The organism is Sporosarcina sp. 179-K 3D1 HS (assembly GCF_047228905.1).
Lineage (GTDB): Bacteria > Bacillota > Bacilli > Bacillales_A > Planococcaceae > Sporosarcina.
The window spans coordinates 32,166-49,911 of the sequence record NZ_JBFEGI010000019.1; the positions used below are offsets into that span (position 1 = coordinate 32,166).

15 protein-coding genes are annotated in these 17,746 nt (G+C 46.6%); 12 read left to right on the forward strand and 3 right to left on the reverse strand.

The annotated features are described in order from the left end of the window. Nucleotides 1–81: 81 nt before the first annotated feature. Complete coding sequence (nfsA, locus tag AB1K83_RS17440) at nucleotides 82–813, reverse strand: oxygen-insensitive NADPH nitroreductase (protein WP_413059483.1); 732 nt, start codon at nucleotides 811–813, stop codon at nucleotides 82–84. A 215-nt stretch (nucleotides 814–1,028) separates the two neighbouring features. On the opposite strand from nfsA, the gene AB1K83_RS17445 reads away from it, so the two are divergent. Beyond that, complete coding sequence (locus AB1K83_RS17445) at nucleotides 1,029–2,672, forward strand: AMP-binding protein (RefSeq protein ID WP_413059484.1); 1,644 nt, start codon at nucleotides 1,029–1,031, stop codon at nucleotides 2,670–2,672. Between the two features lie 47 nt (nucleotides 2,673–2,719). Here the strand turns inward: AB1K83_RS17445 and AB1K83_RS17450 are convergent, their stop codons facing one another. Both AB1K83_RS17450 and AB1K83_RS17455 read right to left on the reverse strand, forming a co-directional pair. Then, nucleotides 2,720–3,085 (reverse strand): hypothetical protein, encoded by a 366-nt coding sequence (locus AB1K83_RS17450; RefSeq protein WP_413059485.1) that lies wholly within the window; start codon nucleotides 3,083–3,085, stop codon nucleotides 2,720–2,722. Nucleotides 3,086–3,130: 45 nt separating this feature from the next. Continuing rightward, complete coding sequence (locus AB1K83_RS17455) at nucleotides 3,131–3,607, reverse strand: nucleoside deaminase (protein WP_413059486.1); 477 nt, start codon at nucleotides 3,605–3,607, stop codon at nucleotides 3,131–3,133. A gap of 172 nt (nucleotides 3,608–3,779) precedes the next feature. Here AB1K83_RS17455 and putP point away from each other — a divergent pair, with 172 nt between their 5' ends. The 11 genes from putP (at nucleotide 3,780) to AB1K83_RS17510 (ending at nucleotide 17,183) form a co-directional block, all read left to right on the forward strand. Beyond that, nucleotides 3,780–5,267, forward strand: a complete 1,488-nt coding sequence (gene putP, locus AB1K83_RS17460; protein WP_413059487.1) for a sodium/proline symporter PutP — start codon at nucleotides 3,780–3,782, stop codon at nucleotides 5,265–5,267. Between the two features lie 118 nt (nucleotides 5,268–5,385). Then, the gene (locus AB1K83_RS17465) at nucleotides 5,386–6,072 is read left to right on the forward strand and encodes a VOC family protein (RefSeq protein WP_413059488.1); all 687 of its coding nucleotides are present in this window, start codon (nucleotides 5,386–5,388) and stop codon (nucleotides 6,070–6,072) included. A gap of 60 nt (nucleotides 6,073–6,132) precedes the next feature. Next, on the forward strand, nucleotides 6,133–7,404 hold the full coding sequence (gene hflX / locus AB1K83_RS17470) for a GTPase HflX (protein WP_413059489.1): 1,272 nt from the start codon (nucleotides 6,133–6,135) through the stop codon (nucleotides 7,402–7,404). Between the two features lie 257 nt (nucleotides 7,405–7,661). Beyond that, entirely contained in the window at nucleotides 7,662–8,588 is a 927-nt protein-coding gene (locus AB1K83_RS17475; RefSeq protein WP_413059490.1) for a DUF6612 family protein, read from the forward strand. 265 nt (nucleotides 8,589–8,853) lie between these two features. After that, the gene (locus AB1K83_RS17480) at nucleotides 8,854–9,804 is read left to right on the forward strand and encodes an ABC transporter permease (RefSeq protein WP_413059491.1); all 951 of its coding nucleotides are present in this window, start codon (nucleotides 8,854–8,856) and stop codon (nucleotides 9,802–9,804) included. Beyond that, on the forward strand, nucleotides 9,797–10,747 hold the full coding sequence (locus tag AB1K83_RS17485; protein WP_413059492.1) for an iron chelate uptake ABC transporter family permease subunit: 951 nt from the start codon (nucleotides 9,797–9,799) through the stop codon (nucleotides 10,745–10,747). Before AB1K83_RS17480 ends, AB1K83_RS17485 begins: the two co-directional genes overlap by 8 nt. Beyond that, nucleotides 10,744–11,505 carry an ABC transporter ATP-binding protein gene (locus AB1K83_RS17490; protein WP_413059493.1) on the forward strand — a complete coding sequence of 254 codons (762 nt, stop codon included), beginning with the start codon at nucleotides 10,744–10,746 and terminating at the stop codon, nucleotides 11,503–11,505. Before AB1K83_RS17485 ends, AB1K83_RS17490 begins: the two co-directional genes overlap by 4 nt. Nucleotides 11,506–11,525: 20 nt before the next feature. Beyond that, a complete protein-coding gene (locus tag AB1K83_RS17495; protein WP_413059494.1) occupies nucleotides 11,526–12,509 on the forward strand; it encodes a siderophore ABC transporter substrate-binding protein in 984 nt (327 codons plus the stop codon). 161 nt (nucleotides 12,510–12,670) lie between these two features. Next, the gene (locus tag AB1K83_RS17500; RefSeq protein WP_413059495.1) at nucleotides 12,671–14,695 is read left to right on the forward strand and encodes a flagellar assembly protein A; all 2,025 of its coding nucleotides are present in this window, start codon (nucleotides 12,671–12,673) and stop codon (nucleotides 14,693–14,695) included. Nucleotides 14,696–14,816: 121 nt separating this feature from the next. Further along, a complete protein-coding gene (gene zupT, locus AB1K83_RS17505) occupies nucleotides 14,817–15,626 on the forward strand; it encodes a zinc transporter ZupT (RefSeq protein ID WP_413059496.1) in 810 nt (269 codons plus the stop codon). A 351-nt stretch (nucleotides 15,627–15,977) separates the two neighbouring features. Beyond that, on the forward strand, nucleotides 15,978–17,183 hold the full coding sequence (locus AB1K83_RS17510) for an MFS transporter (protein ID WP_413059497.1): 1,206 nt from the start codon (nucleotides 15,978–15,980) through the stop codon (nucleotides 17,181–17,183). The last annotated feature ends 563 nt before the right edge of the window (nucleotides 17,184–17,746 follow it).

Here is a 17,746-nt window from a genome sequence, read left to right on the forward strand (position 1 = left end):
GTTCCTTATAATATATCAAAAAGCTCCCGATTTTGGCATGAAAAAGAAGCCAGCGTACCGGCTGGCTTCCAAAGTACAGATTTAATTAAACTTGAACCCGCGTTTCTCCAAAAAGCCTTTCATGTACGTACGTCGAGGGGTGGATAGAAAGTCGGCCATTTGGTTAGACCATTTGACGTCTTTTTGGTTGGACCCGCGGTGTTGGTAATACTCATTCATCGTCTCATCATAAGCGGGGAGCAGCTCGTCGTATTTACCAGCATCATACGCATTTTCATGAATGATTGCTTCGACGGGCAAGCGTGGTTTAACTTCATTGGCTTCGTCGGGTACGCCGATCGTGACAGCGAACAGCGGGGCAACGCCAGCCGGCAATTCGAGCAGCTCGCTGATTTCCTGGGGAGCATTACGGACTCCGCCGATATAGCAAATACCATAGCCTTTGGACTCGGCGGCAATGACAACATTTTGCGCAAAAAGAGCGACGTCAATGGCGCCAACCAGCATGTTTTCTGCATAGGCATATTCGATTTCCTTACCTGCCAATGCAGCCGCTTTTTCAAGTCGGCAATAATCCGTGCAAAAGACAAGCGCCGCGCCTGCTGTCGAAAATTGCTTTGGATTTTTCGTGAGCTCGGCCAATTTCTTCCGTTTTTCTTCATCTGTGACGTGAATGACGGAATAGGCTTGAACAAAATGGGAGCTCGCTGCATGTTGCCCGGCACGAATTAGTTCGTGCACCGCTTCTTTTGAGATTTGGACATCCTTGTATTTCCGGACGGAAGCATGCGATGTCAATAATTCGATTACCATGAAATCCTCCTTTATGAAATAACAACTAACTTCAGCGTACCAAATTTTAGAGAACGGTCACTAATAGCATGCTTAATCTATGAAAAAATTGTGAAATAATTGCTAATTAACTGGGCTTTTTCTCCAGAAAAATTAAAAACTACTGTACGTTGTTTTGAATTTTATGATAAAATAGTTTGGAGAGTATGAATTTTCAGGGGAAGGGGATTTGTGAAATGGCATTACTGAACAAAACAGTTGGGGAAATAGTAAGAGAGCAGGCATCACGTTTTCCTGAAATAGAAGCCTACGTCTACCCGGAACACGGCATCCGAAAAACGTACAAAGAGTTTGACGAAGAGACGGATCAATTGGCAAAAGCATTCATGGGAATGGGCATTCAAAAAGGGGAACATGTCGCCATTTGGTCGGATAATAAAAGACAATGGCTCTTAAGCCAATATGCAACAGGGAAAATGGGGGCTGTCCTTGTAACCGTCAATACGAATTATCAGGCTGCTGAATTGGAGTATTTGCTAAAACAATCCGATTCGACAACGCTTATTTTAGATGAAGGATTTAAAGGTACTAGTTATATAGATATCATACAAAAAGTTTGCCCGGAGTTAGTGAATGCGCAAGGCGGAGAGATCTCCTGTGAAAAACTTCCGCATTTTAAACGGGTTATCCTGATGACCGAAAAAGAAGAAAAAGGAATGTACAAATGGTCGGAATTCATGGCGCATGGGGAAGCCGTGACGGATGAGCAGTTAGAGGAGCGATTTAACTCCCTGGATCCCGAAGATGTCATCAATATCCAATATACTTCCGGTACGACCGGTTTTCCGAAAGGTGTCATGCTGACACATAATAACGTGGTGAACAACGGAAAGCTGATCGGTGACTTCCAAAAATTAACTGAAAAGGACCGGGTCTGTATTCCAGTACCGTTCTTCCATTGTTTCGGTTGTGTTTTGGGAACGCTTTCAGCCGTTACCCACGCATCGACAATGGTCTTAGTGGAGCAGTTTGAAGCGCTACGTGTTCTCCGGGCGGTTCAGGACGAGAAATGTACGGCTCTTCTCGGCGTACCGACGATGTTTATCGCAGAATTAAACCATCCGGAATTCAAAAACTTCGACACTTCCACATTGCGGACTGGCATCATGGCAGGAACGACTTGTCCGATTGAAGTGATGAAGAGTGTCATGGAAGAGATGGGGGCAGATGAAATCACCATCTGTTATGGTCAGACCGAGTCATCTCCCGTTATTACGCAAACTCGTACCGATGATTCCATTGAAAAACGGACTTCAACTGTTGGAAAGCCGCATCCTCACGTGGAAGTGAAAATCATCGATCCGGAAACGGGAGAGGAAGTACCTGTTGGAGAACCAGGCGAACTGTGCACACGTGGCTATCATGTCATGAAGGGCTATTACAATAACGAAGAAGCGACACGCCAGGCGATTGATTCGGAAGGTTGGCTCCATACGGGCGATATCGCCATCTTGGACGAAGACGGCTATATCGATATTACCGGTCGGATTAAAGACATGGTCATCCGGGGAGGGGAAAACATCTACCCGCGTGAAGTAGAAGAGTTCCTCTATAAGCACCCAGGCATTTTGGACGTCCAAATCGTCGGCGTGCCAGATCCGAAGTACGGGGAGGAAATGATGGCGTGGATTATTCCAAAAGAAGGTGCAGACATTGATGAAGAATCTGTCCGCGAGTTCTGTAAAGGGAATATTTCCTACCACAAAATCCCGAGATACATTGAATTTACTGACGCCTATCCAATGACCGCTTCGGGAAAAATCCAGAAGTTCAAGCTTCGGGAGATGTCCGAAGAAAAAGCGGTACAACATCAATCATAACGATAAAGTAGCGTATTCCTTGCCAACCTCAAGGAATACGCTCTTTCTCATTCATATAGCCTATTTTCGAATGAGCCGTCTTCATGGTAAATGGATAACACGCCATTCTGATCATTGACGTATGGCTTCGCTTTTTCCAATAACTCGTGCTTGGTGTCCTCTTTGAAAATGGCACGTTCCCCGTCGGCTTTCATTAAAATCCATTCATTTTGCCGTGGTTTCACTTCGTATTCTGGACGGTCGCCATTTTCGCCGTGAACATATTCTCTAGCTTTGGCCGTGGCAATCGCGATTGCGCGGCTATCCTCATAATTTTCCTCTAACAAGGCATTGGCAATTTCTATGGCCTTTTCCCTGACTTCCGATTCCAGGTTTTTCAAGGAAGCCGGATAGTCCTGTTTGTTCCAAGGCATGCCGCATCGCCTCCTTACCGTTCTATTTCCCCTCGCCTTTCCAAATTAAACGTCCAAATTCTCGTGAAGTCGATTCCATTCATGAAATGGGGAGAGGGCATCGCTAGTTTTTATTTGGATAAACGGGACTTGGCGGTCTTCCGGTGCTTTTGATTGATCAGGAAAATAAGCGGCGAGTGGATTCGTGAATTGGGCTTCCTCTAATGCTTCCGCTTTGCTGCATGCATAATAAATGGTGCCGACGGTGGACCAGTAAGCGGCTCCGAGACACATCGGGCATGGCTCGCCGCTGGCATATAGGACACAGTCGGATAAGTCGATGGTGCCGAGAAAAGAACAGGCCTCCCGGATTGCGAGCAGTTCGGCATGAGCTGATGGGTCGTTATCAATATGGACCCGATTGGTTCCCCGGCCAATGATTTGTCCTTTTTTCACAACAATCGCCGCAAAAGGACCACCACCTTTCTGCACATTATCCAAAGCCATTTCAATTGTTTCGTTTAAAAAATTTTCATGATTCAACGACATCTCCTCCTTGTCGAATAAGGTTCATTTCCCGGGAAATATAATAGGGTGGGAATCAATTTGTCGCTTCGTGTCCATCATACAACATGTTAAAAGATAAATGTAATTCTGGTATAGTCGATTGGGGTATAGATTGTTATGATTAGATAGCTAAAGGAGGAGACAAACTTTGAATGACGATTTATATCAATTAATTGCTATTATTTTATACATGGCCTTAATGCTACTCATCGGTTGGTATGCTTTTAGACAAACATCCAACTTGACGGACTACATGCTGGGAGGACGTTCACTCGGTCCTGCCGTCACGGCACTTAGTGCAGGGGCAGCGGATATGTCGGGCTGGCTATTGATGGGGCTGCCGGGGGCCATTTATGCTAAGGGCCTGGTCGGAGCTTGGATTGCAATCGGGCTGACGGTCGGAGCCTATTTAAACTGGTTGCTTGTTGCACCACGACTCCGTGTCTATACGCAAGTGTCCAATGACTCCATCACAATACCAAGTTTTTTGGAGAATCGACTTAAGGACAAATCGCGTTTATTGCGCATAGCTTCAGGCATTATTATCCTCGTTTTCTTTACGTTCTATGTATCATCCGGCATGGTGGCGGGCGGGAAATTTTTTCTTAGTTCTTTCGGTTTGAGCTATCATGCAGGGGTCCTGATCGTATCAGCTGTTGTAATCGCTTATACGCTGTTCGGAGGGTTTTTGGCGGTCAGTTATACCGATGCTGTTCAAGGATTCATCATGTTTTTTGCATTAATACTCGTTCCGATTGTCGGAGTCTTTATAACAGGTGGCCTTTCGGAAACGGCAGCCACTATTCGGGAAGTGAACCCGCAATTATTAAATCTGGTGTCCGGAGCAACGTTTTTCGGTATTTTATCTTCAGTTGCCTGGGGGCTCGGGTATTTTGGACAACCACATATCATCGTCCGTTTCATGGCGATCAGTTCCGTTAAAGAGACGAAGAGTGCACGTCGAATCGGCATTGGCTGGATGTTCCTCAGTCTTGCCGGAGCGATTGCGACAGCGCTTGTTGGTATCGCCTATTACCGCCAAAATCCAGGTGCGACATTAGTGGATAGCGAGACGGTATTCATCGCGCTCGGCCAAATCATTTTCCACCCGTTCATCGCGGGAATCATGTTGGCAGCTGTCTTGGCAGCCGTTATGAGTACGATTTCTTCCCAGTTGATCGTCACCTCGTCCGCTTTGATTGAAGACTTATACAAAGCGATTTATAAGTCAGACGCATCGGACCAGCAGTACGTCTTTTTAGGGAGGATGGCCGTGCTGATTGTTTCCATTGTTGCGCTCATCTTGGCTTGGCCGAATAAAGAATCTATCTTGAAATTGGTTTCCTTTGCTTGGGCTGGATTCGGCGGCGCGTTTGGACCTATCATCCTCCTTTCTCTGTACTGGAATAAAATCACGGCCAAAGGAGCCCTTTGGGGAATGGTGGCAGGCGCCGTCACGGTCGGTGTGTGGGGTAATATTAAAGTTTTAACCGATAATCTGTATGAAATTGTCCCAGGGTTTCTCGTCTGTCTTGTCGTCACCTACCTAGTTAGTTTGGCAACGTATCGCCCTGACCCCGAAATTGAAAGGGAGTTCAATGAGACGATGGAATTGTTGGAGAAGGAAAGATCATAAGTAAAAGAGGTCATCCGGAAATCCGGGTGGCCTCTTCTTTCATTTGAAAGCGTTTAGATTAGAATCATGCTATCATTTGAGTCATTAGAATTCTAATTATTTAGGAGGTTTCCATCTCATGAAATTGGACCACGTCGTGTATTTTACAAATAAACCCCCGGAACAAGTCGTGGAGGAACAAGCAGAGACGGGTCGCCCGGCTGTTGTCGGTGGCCGACATGAAAAATGGGGGACCCATAACGCGCTACGGTATGTAAGAAATGCCTATGTGGAATGGCTTTCCGTCAATCGGATGGACATTGCATCATCGGTCAATCATCCGCTGACGAAACTGATGCTCCATGATTTGGAGAAAGGGGAAGGTTGGGGGACGCTATGCCTATCGGTTGAAGGTATTGAGGCGTTTAACGAAGAAGTGCAAAATAAAGGGTTCACCACATCCGGCGTGTTGGACGCGGAACGCCGTACGACAGACGGGCAATTGCGGAAATGGAAAATGCTGTTTATCGACCAACCGATTTCAGACGAATTGCCGTATCCGTTTTTTATTGAATGGGAAGAGCCGGAAGATATCCGTTTCGCCAAGCTGCGGAAAGATGGAACGATCGCTCCGCCAAATGAGGAATTGGAAATTAAGGAATGTGTCTTTGGCGTGAGAGACCCTTTGAAAGAGACGGGCGAATGGGCGATTTTATTATCCCGAAAAGTCGGGGATGCTCATGACATCCGCTTGCCAAACGCTGTGCTGAAGTTTGTCGAACAAACGGAAGGCAAAGAGCGCTTGAGAGAGGTCGTATACGGCTAGGAGAGAAGTGCCTATATGGTAAGATATTAAATAAGTGGTTTTTTCGAAAGGGGTCGTTGAATGGATATTTTAGTGGAACATGCCGTACTTGTTGGTGTTCATGAACAAACGGACGAGCATTTCGATTATACAATGGAAGAATTGAAAAGCTTGGCGGAAGCGATTGATGTGGAAGTGGTTGGAATGGTCATCCAAAACTTGGAGAGACGTCATCCTTCTACGTACGTTGGGAAAGGGAAAGTCGAGGAAATTCGTCGAATGTATGAGGAAACGGATGCCAATCTCGTCATCTTCAACGATGAACTGACGCCGTCCCAAATCCGCAATATGGAGCAGGAACTGGAATGTAAAGTGATTGACCGGACGATGCTCATTCTGGATATTTTCGCGCGACGGGCACGGACACGGGAAGCCCGGATGCAGGTGGAACTGGCACAATTGCAATACACATTGCCACGGTTGGTTGGATTACGCGCTTCTCTAAGCCGTCAAGGAGGCGGAACGGGCGGCGGTTTCCAAAACAAAGGGGCCGGGGAAACGAAACTCGAGCTCGACCGCAGGAAAATTGAAGACCAGATTGCCAAGCTACGCCGGGATTTGGAACAGGTGAAGGATCAGCGCGAAACACAGCGCAAGCAACGGAAAAAGAGCGGAACACCGGTTGTTTCTATTGTTGGCTATACGAACGCGGGGAAATCCACGCTGATGAATAAATTGCTTGCCAAGATGGATCCGGATCATGCGAAACAAGTATTCGAGGAAGATATGCTCTTCGCTACATTGGATACGTCCATCCGGAAAGTGAAGCTGATTGATAATAAAGAATTCATCTTGACGGACACGGTCGGTTTTGTATCGAAGTTGCCCACCCATCTAGTGAAAGCGTTCCGTTCAACGTTGGAAGAAGCCCGGAACGCCGACTTGCTATTACATGTGGTTGATGTCTCGAATGAGGAGTACCAATTCATGATGGATGTGACCAACGACACACTTCATGACGTTGGAGTAGAAAATGTGGAAACGCTGAACGTGTATAATAAAGCGGATCTGGCCGGCATTCCTTATCCAGCCGTCCGGGACAATAGTGTGTGGATCTCTGCGAAAGAGGAAGCCGGCCTCGACGAACTGGTCGGGTTGATCAAGAAAAAGATTTTCGAACAATATGTCACGTGTAAATTGCTCGTCCCTTTCGATCGGGGAGATATCGTCGCCTATTTGAATGATAAAGCGAATGTGAAAAACACGGAATATGAAGAAAACGGCACATTATTGACAGTGGAGATGGATATTGTGGAACGAGATCGATTCGAGGAGTTCATCGTCAGTCATTAAAAAAAGCTGCACCCCATTCTGGATGGGGTGCAGTTTTCAATTTAAGAGAAAGGTGGTGGGATGTTAGAAGTATACCCTGCTCTTTTTGGAATTAAACCAATCTTTCCAATTAAATGATTAAGCATGCCGAATGGCTTAAGAAATAGAGATAAGACATTTGGTTCAAAAATGAAAATCGACTAAAAAGATGGAACTCTTTGCCGGCTGGACCGTATGAATGAGTGAGCTGTAAATAGTTTTGAAAGGGTGGAGTAGATTTGAAAAATTGGTTGAAAGGGCTAGCCATCGTCATGTTGGCTCTAGCTTTAAGTGCATGTAATTCGACTGCGACGCCGAAAACGGAGACCCCTGCGGATTCGGAGCCGAATACAAATGAGGAAACTGACACGAAAAATGAAGAGGTCGATCAGCAGAGTGACTTGACGGCAATGGAAGTGTACCAGAAGGCGATGGAAGCTTCGGAAGATATGAAGAGCATGCATGCCAAGATGGACATCCAGCAAAAAATCGAAGTACCGAGTGAAGACATGAAGATGGATAGCAAGATTAAAATGGATTTGGACATGATCATAGAACCGGTCGCCATGTATCAAAAGATGAACATGGATATGGGAGAGCAGGGTTCCATGGATACGGAGATCTACATGACAGAAGATGGATTTTTCATGTTTGATCCGGAATCTGAACAATGGTTGAAATTCCCGCAAGAAATGTCGGACGATATGATGGCTCAAATGGGTGGCGGTGCGGATCCGACGCCAGATATGGAGATGTTCAAAGAGTTCGCGGATGACTTCCAATTCGAGCAGACCGATGATGAGTTCATCCTCACATTGACGGCAGAGGGTGAAAAGTTCAATAGCTTAATGAAACAAGCGATTGCGGACAATATGCCAGCAGGAATGGAAATGGGCGAGGAAGAAGCCGAAATGATGGAAAACATGAACGTTAAAAGCCTAAAGTTCGAGATTTTCATTGATAAAGAAACCTTCCAAACAAATGCGTTCAACATGGATATGGATATGACCATGGCTGTGGAAGGTCAGGAAATGCACATTATCCAAAAAATGAAATCAATCATTAGCAAAATCAATGAAATTGAAGAAATTGAAGTCCCACAAGACGTTTTGGATAACGCCGTAGACATCACAAACGCGATGAATGAACAAGGTATGAATCAATAAATGAATGAAGGAACGCCAGCCAACTGCGCCGGCGTTTTTCAATGGATTGGTGTATACCTTTCATCCGCCAGTGCTCTCCGCCAATGCTCATACCCTCGCTCCATCACCCCGCCGCCACATCCAAAATCGTTGCCGTCTTCACTGATAATCATTTTCAATTAAGGATTGACACGCTCTTCTCACATGCTATAATAAGTTTGCAACCAACTGATAATCATTTTCAATTAGATAATGTTGGATGCAAATAAACGATACCGGGGATCTTATGAAGAAACGTTATTTGGTCATTGCATTACTCATTCTATCATTCCTGTCACTTTTCGTAGGAGTGAGCCATATTTCACCGATGGATCTGCTGGATTTCCGTTCGGAGGAGACGGAGATTTTTTTAATCAGCCGTTTGCCGAGGCTTGTTGCCATTCTGCTCGCTGGAGCGGGGATGAGCATCGCGGGTCTCATTATGCAGCAGTTGAGCCGGAATAAATTCGTTTCACCGACGACAGCAGGAACTTTGGATGCGACGCGGCTCGGAATTTTGGTTTCGATGCTATTGTTTACGAACGCTTCGACAATTGAGAAAATGATTGTCGCCTTTGCATTTGCGCTTGCCGGCACGCTTTTGTTCATGCAAATCTTGGACCGTATCAAGTTCAAGGACGCGATTTTCATTCCACTCGTCGGGTTAATGTTCGGCAATATTTTGTCGTCGATCACCACGTTCTTTGCTTACAAATCAAACGTGATCCAAAACATGGCAGCTTGGTTGCAAGGTGACTTCTCGATGATCATGAAAGGACGTTACGAACTTCTATACATAAGCATACCGGTGCTAATCATTACCTATTTGTATGCAAACCGTTTTACGGTTGCGGGGATGGGGGAGGATTTCTCCAAAAACCTCGGTCTTGCCTATAAACGGATTGTCAATATCGGATTGATCCTCGTGGCGCTCATTACGACAACCGTGGTGTTGACCGTCGGCATGATTCCGTTTTTAGGATTGATCATCCCGAATATCGTTTCAATTTTCAAAGGGGACCATTTACAGAAAACACTGCCGCATACGGCGTTGCTCGGTTCGATTTTCTTGCTGGTTTGCGATATTCTCGGACGGATTCTCATTTATCCGTACGAAATCTCCATCAGTTTGATGGTCGGCGTCATTGGCAGCGGAATCTTCCTCTACTTGTTGTTTAGGAGGAAGGCGTATGCGTAACTCAACTAAATTACTAATTCTGACAGTGCTCGCGGCCGTCTTCTGTGGTTTGTACCTATTCCATGGATTGAACGGAAGTTTCGACTATGCGTTGCCGCGTCGGGGCATCAAAGTATTGGCTATGGTCATTACGGGTGTTGCGATTGCCTATTCGACGGTCATCTTCCAGACGATCACCCATAATCGGATTTTGACTCCGAGCATCATGGGTCTTGATTCGCTCTATCTGCTATTGCAGACCATGGTCATCTTCTTCCTCGGTTCGGGGCATGTGACGGTCGTCAATAAACATGTGAATTTCATCTTGTCCGTCGCAACAATGGTCGTGTTTGCGCTCCTCTTGTACCGCTTCCTGTTCAAGTCGGGCAAACAGCCGATCTATTTCTTATTGCTCGTCGGCATCATCGTCGGAACGTTTTTCGGAAGCATCTCGACGTTCTTGCAAGTATTGATCGACCCGAATGAGTTTTTGCGCGTACAAGATAAAATGTTTGCCAGCTTTAACAACGTCAGCGGGGAACTCGTCTGGTGGGCGCTCGGCTTTGTCGCAATCGCGCTGATTATCGGATGGCGCTCGATCGATGAACTCGATGTACTTTCGCTTGGAAGGGATACGGCTATTAATCTCGGCGTTTCCTATGACAAGATTGTCAAGCGGATGCTTGTCTTATCGGCGGTGCTCATCTCGGTATCCACCGCGCTAGTTGGGCCGATTACGTTTTTCGGTTTGATTGTCGCAAATCTATCTTATCAATTTTTCAAAACATATAAGCATTCCATTCTGATTATCGGTGCATCTGTCATGAGTGTCATTGCCCTGGTCGGTGGGCAGTGGGTCGTTGAACGGGTATTTACCTTCTCCACGACGCTCAGTGTCATCATCAACTTCATCGGCGGTGTCTATTTCATCTACTTATTATTGAAGGAGAGTCGATCCACATGATCCAAGTCCGTGAACTGTCCAAGTTTTATGGGAAAAAAGCGGTCGTTGAAAAGGTGACCGTTAATATTCACCGAGGAAAGATTACGTCTTTCATCGGGCCGAACGGTGCCGGGAAGTCGACACTCCTATCAATGGTAAGCCGCCTCCTCGATGCAGATACTGGGGAAGTACTGGTGGACAATGATCACGTCCACAAGATGAAATCGAACGACTTCTCCAAACGGGTCTCGATATTAAAGCAGTCGAACTTCATGAATGTCCGTCTGACGATCCGGGAACTCGTTTCCTTCGGGCGCTTCCCACACTCGAAGGGGAGATTGACGGCGGAGGATATCCGCATTGTCGAGCAGGCGATGGACTATATGGAATTGATGGATATGCAGGACCGTTATCTGGATGAATTATCGGGCGGGCAGCGTCAACGCGCATTCATCGCCATGACAATCGCTCAGGACACCGATTATATCCTGTTGGATGAACCGCTCAACAATCTGGATATGAAGCATTCCGTCCAGATCATGAAGATTTTAAGAAGGCTCGTCGATGACCTCGGGAAAACCGTCGTCATCGTCCTTCACGACATCAATTTCGCTTCCGTCTATTCGGACCGGATTGTCGCGTTGAAAGAGGGGCGCGTCGTGAAAGATGGACCGACCAACGACATCATCAACTCGGATGCCTTGAAAGAGATTTACGACATGGACATTCCGATTAAGCAAATGAACAACTGCAGAATTTGTGTGTATTTTAATTCTTAAAGGAAAAGGATGGAAATCGAATGAAGAAATTTTCAATCGCCTTAATGATGTTCGCCCTCATGGCTTTACTCGTAGCTTGTGGGTCGAATGAAGAAAAAACATCCGGAAGCACGTCAGAAGAGACTCCTTCCAATGAATCTACTGAACAAAGCGAACCTGCTGAACAAAGTGAAACATTGACGATCACTCACGAACTTGGGGAAGCAACGGTTACAAAAAATCCTGAAAAAGTAGTTGTATTTGATTTTGGAACACTTGATACATTGGATGAACTTGGAGTGGAAGTAGTTGGCTTGCCACGAGCGAACGTTCCTGGATATCTTTCGAAATATGATGATGACAAATATACAAACCTTGGCAGCTTAAAAGAGCCTGATTTTGAAGCAATCCATGCCTTGAAGCCGGATTTAATTTTCATTTCTTCGCGTCAGGCCGATCTGTACGACCAGTTTGCTGAAATTGCGCCAACAGTCTTTGTTGGAATTGACTATGCGCATTATATGGACTCGTTCAAGCATAATATGGAAATGATCGGTGAAATCTTTAATAAAGAAGAGGAAATGAAAGCGGAGCTTGCGGAAATCGATGAACAAATTGAGGCGATCCAGGGCAAAGCTAAAGATACAGATGCAAAATCATTAGTCATTCTTGGCAGCGAAGGAAAAGTGAGCGCGTACGGACCGAATTCCCGTTTCGGCATTATCCATGATGTATTTGGATTCAAACCGGCCGACGAGAAAATTGAGGTTTCCACTCACGGACAAAACATTTCGTTTGAATACATTTTGGAACAAAATCCTGATGTCCTATTCGTTATTGACCGGGATGCTGCAATTGGCCAAGGAGCCAGTGCCAAAGATTCTATCGAAAATGACCTAGTGAAGAAAACAAACGCATTCCAAAACGATAAAATGATCTACCTGAACGGCGAGTATTGGTATCTATCCGGCGGTGGATTACAATCTATGAAAGAAATGGTCAAAGAAGTCGAAGCTGGACTATAAGTAAGGAAAAAGAACTATTTCGCGACTATGCGGAATGGTTCTTTTTTTAGTCTGAAAGTTGTGCTAATAATTAGAAAAAAGCATAAGGTATGATAAAATGAAGATATATAGAAAAGAATGGAAGGTGTGTTCAGATTAGCGTCTAAGTGAGGTGGGAAGACATGGGGAAGTCCATTATAGTCAAGGCGGAAACGATTGATGAAGCCGTACAACTAGCGCTATCCATCTTGGAACTGCAAATGGAGGATGTACATATTGAAGTATTGTCCAATCCAGGCAGAACCCTATTTGGTCTTCGGAAAACACTGGCGGAGGTGAATGTGTCACAAATTGTAGAACATCCTTCTGCTCCAAACGCCTACATGAACATAGAAGACAATCTGGACCGAGTCCTGCTATCAGAAGAAGGTCCTCGTCACATCGGAATACCCGTAGCGACTGAAAAAGCGGAATCCGCGTCACGGATTAAGCAAAAGCAGATTGAAACGATTTTTACTGGTGGTACGTACCCCATCCTATGGCCAGCATCCAATGTCCGGCTTTATGTCAATGAAAAGCGGGTGACGGATCGCGTTATTATAACGCCTGGTGACGAAGTGAAAGTGAAGGTCAATGATGAATGGATTCCGCCGAGGTTCTCCATCCAGTTGATCGAGCATGATATGTTGGCCTTGCTTTTGCTGACACCTGGAAAAAAGATTAAACGGACTTTAGCCGATACTGGATATGAGGCGGTGCTGCGGATCGAGGCCGAGGAGGAAGTAGAGCCTTATAATGATTTGGATCCCCAAAAGATCGTGGATCGATTAAAGGATATGGGCGTGAAGCAAGGACTCATCTTTTCAGCGATCAAAAAAGCGACGGAGGAGCTGGAACCATTCGAGGCGATTATTGCGAAAGGGGAGCCCCCTGTTCCCGGGCTCGATGGCGATTTGGAAGTGCATATCCGCTATGAAGAAAAGGTGCCGGAGGACATGGAGCGAGTCGATTTCCGTGAAACGAACCCCATTCTAAATGTGGAAGCGGGGCAAGTCATCGCAACGAAAATCGCAGCGGTTCCTGGCAAGGAAGGGAAGAGCCTCTTTGGCGAAGTGATACCGGTGAAGCCGGTGAAGGATGTGATCATTCGTACCGGAAAAAATGCGATGCAAATCGATCTGGACATCGTGGCGGTCATTTCGGGAAGACCAACAATGGATAGGAGAGGGAAATTCGTGAACATTGACGTGAACCATGAGTTGCATCATCGTGGAGAAATCAACTTGGAGAGCGGCAATATCCGGTTCGAGGGGGATGTCCGGATTGACGGCAATGTCCACCCATCCATGTATGTCCGGGCATCAGGCAATCTGCACGTCGGAGGGACCGTGACAAAGGCCACCGTCCATGCCATGAAGTCCACATTTATTAAAGGGAATGTCTTTTCCTCTACCGTCGTCGTTGGTCAACAGGAATTGATCATCGGAGAGCTTGTAGCCCAGTTAAAAGAAATATTACTCTATATGGAGCAGATCCGGTCCGCCATCGGGCAAGTTCTTCTCGTCCGTGGGGAAATAGACAAAGAAGTGCCGGAAGCCGAATTGAATTTGCTCATCCGCCTGCTGTTGGAGAAGAAGTACACATCCTTTCAAGAAGTAAACCGGACGTTTATTCAAAATGTAAAGAATCATACACAGGATCTGACTCCGGAATGGTCGGAGTTTGCGCAGAAATGTTACGGCACGTTTATTAGCTCATTGAATCAGGAAGTGCAGGATATGGCGGGCTTTGAGCAGCTAATTCTGGAGGCGCGGACACTTGTGGAATTATATGGGGAAACGCCGGAACCGGCCTCTGTTTTGACGATTCCCTACGCCATTAACAGTGTCCTGCATTGCAATGGCGACATCGAAGTCATATCCAAAGGCCTGTATCATTGCTCGGTAACGGCAGGAGGAAATGTCATCGTACAAGGGCTGTGCCGGGGCGGGGAAATCAATGCCCGGGGCAAAGTGTCCTTGTTGGAGACAGGATCCAAAAATAATGTAAAAACCCTTATTAAGACGGGACCAGCGGGCAGTATCACGATCGGAACGGCATATGCCGGAACGGAAATCCAAATAGGGGTCAAAAGACATCGTTTTATGCATCCGAAATTAGGGGTATTTGCAAGACTGGACGAAGCGGGGGAATTAGTAGTCGATTAACCCGAACTTCAGGATGGGTACGGTCATACTATAGGAACATCAATATTGTCACCGAAATCTTGTATAAAGGAAACTTTCGGCATACAATAATACTATCTAGAAGTAGAAGGATGTTGGATGTATGGACGGAACGATTATCTTTGCCTTCGCCCTCACGCTGTTCGCTGGGTTATCGACGGGCATCGGCAGTTTGCTTGCTTTTTTTACGAAGCGGACGAATACGAAGTTTTTATCAGTTGCCTTGGGTTTTTCCGCCGGGGTGATGATTTATGTCTCGCTCGTCGAGATCTTTGTCAAAGCGAAAGATGAGCTGGTTGCGGAACTAGGATTGACAAATGGGTATTGGATGACAATCGCCGGCTTTTTCGGTGGAATGCTGCTCATTGCGCTCATTGATCATTTCATTCCAGCCATGGGTAATCCCCATGAAGTGAAAAGCGTAGAGGATGTTGACGCCGGACCGACAAATGATGAATATGCCAAACTGAAGAAGATGGGCATGTTCACAGCGTTGGCGATTGCTATCCACAACTTTCCGGAAGGAATCGCGACATTTACTTCAGCCTTGCAAGATCCGACGCTCGGTGTAGCGATTGCCATTGCGGTCGCCATCCATAATGTACCGGAGGGAATCGCAGTGGCCATCCCGATCTATTACGCGACCGGCAATCGAAAGCAGGCGTTTAAGCTGTCTTTCTTATCGGGACTGGCGGAACCGGTTGGGGCGGTTGTGGCGTTTCTAATATTGATGCCTTTTTTGAATGGCATTATGTTCGGTGTCATCTTTGCAGCCGTTGCGGGAATCATGGTTTTTATTTCCATTGATGAATTGTTGCCGGCAGCCCAAAAATACGATGAAGCCCATTTGTCCATTTACGGGATGATGGCTGGCATGGCGGTCATGGCCATCAGCCTAGTGCTCGTTGCATAAGATTTGGTGGGAAGCGTCCGATTTGTCGGACGCTTTTTCATTAGAAGAAAAAGGCCGATGGTTATGTGATATCTCCCAATATTTTGGCGTGACTTTGCGCTTACGGTATACTTCCCAACGTTTTGGCCAAACCTAACAACATTACCCCTAAATCCCGAGTATCAGGGACTTCACAACGTTTCCAATAAAACTCTCAACGCTCTCGCCCAACATCACAACATTTTCTCTCCCAACATTTCCCACCCCAAATTAATCCTCGACAATATTAAACAATCATTGTACAAAAACAACAATTGTCGTATAGTTAAGGGTGTCTTTACACCAGACTATACAATGAGAGGCAGATACTATATGACAACAGGAACACAAAGGATTTCTCGAAATAAATTATTAGGCATTGCCGGGACAGGCTGGATGTTCGATGCGATGGATGTCGGGATATTGTCATTCGTCATTGCAGCCATTGCCGTGGATTGGCAATTGTCGCCTTCCGAAATGGGCTGGATCGGCAGTGTCAACTCAATCGGGATGGCGGTCGGCGCATTCGGTTTCGGCTTGCTGGCCGACCGCATCGGAAGAAAACAGGTATTCATGCTGACGCTCGTTCTATTCTCGGTAGCGAGTGGATTATCAGCGGCTACTACCACATTGGCCGCATTCCTTGCTTTACGGTTTTTAGTAGGTGCGGGACTCGGTGGTGAATTGCCGGTTGCTTCCACGTTAGTATCAGAGAGCGTCTCCGCGAAAGAGCGAGGGCGTGTCGTCGTTCTGTTGGAGAGCTTTTGGGCGGCTGGCTGGCTGCTAGCTGCGTTGATTGCATATTTCATCATTCCGGATTACGGTTGGCGGATTGCGTTGGTTCTCACCGCCCTGCCTGCATTCTATGCCATTTATATTCGGCGTAACTTGCCCGATTCTCCTAAATTTGTACAAGAGGGGAAGCCGAAGGAAACGATTGGTTCCAAAATGCGCGGTCTCTGGTCGAAAAAATATGCGCGCCGGACATTGATGCTGTGGATTGTCTGGTTCACGGTCGTTTTTTCCTATTACGGTATGTTCCTCTGGTTGCCAAGCGTCATGGTACTAAAAGGTTTCAGCATGATCAAAAGCTTCGGCTACGTCTTGCTGATGACGCTCGCCCAGTTGCCGGGTTACTTCACCGCCGCCTGGCTTATCGAGAAAGTTGGCCGGAAATTCGTCTTGGCGACTTATTTGCTTGGGACGGCAGCGAGCGCGCTCGCTTTCGGGAACGCGGATACCCTCGCCATGCTAATGTTGTCTGGGGCATTGCTCTCCTTCTTTAACTTGGGAGCCTGGGGCGCACTTTATGCGTACTCTCCAGAACAATACCCAACCGCTATTCGTGCGACAGGCTCCGGCATGGCGGCTGCCGTCGGTCGGATCGGCGGTATCTTCGGACCGCTGCTCGTCGGTTGGATGCTTGCGGCGGATTATGGCTTTGGCATTATCTTCGGCATCTTCTGCGGAGCTATCGTCATTGGCGTCTTGGCCGTCGTGTTGTTGGGAACTGAAACGAAACAGATGGAATTGGAATGAAAAGCGAAACCGGTCTTCTTTCGAGGACTGGTTTTTATTTTTCTAGAAGAATAGTGAAAATTAAGATGTGAATGGGCTATCCAAAAAAGGTAGCCCCCTTCATAACTTTCCGCGTGCGCCCATAAATGTGAAGAACCGCTCATAACTTCCCGCGTGCGCTTATAACTCCGGAGCAACGCCCATAACTTCCCGCGTGCGCTTATAACTCCGGAGCACCGCTCATAACTTCCCGCGAGCGCTTATAACTCTAGAGAACCGCTCATAACTTCCCGCGTGCGCTTATAACTCCGGAGCACCGCCCATAATTTCCTGCGGGCGCTTATAACTCCGGAGCACCGCTCATAAATTCCTGCTAACGCTCATAACTCCGGAGCACCGCCCATAATTTCCTGCGAGCGCTTATAACTCCGGAGAACCGCCCATAACTTCCCGCTGGCGCTCATAACTCCGGAGAACCGCTCATAACTTCCCGCGAGCGCTTATAACTCGTAAGCGTCAATAGAACAACACCTCCTTTCTATGTCTGCCTCGTGAAATAATGGGGATAGATTTTAATCCGGAAA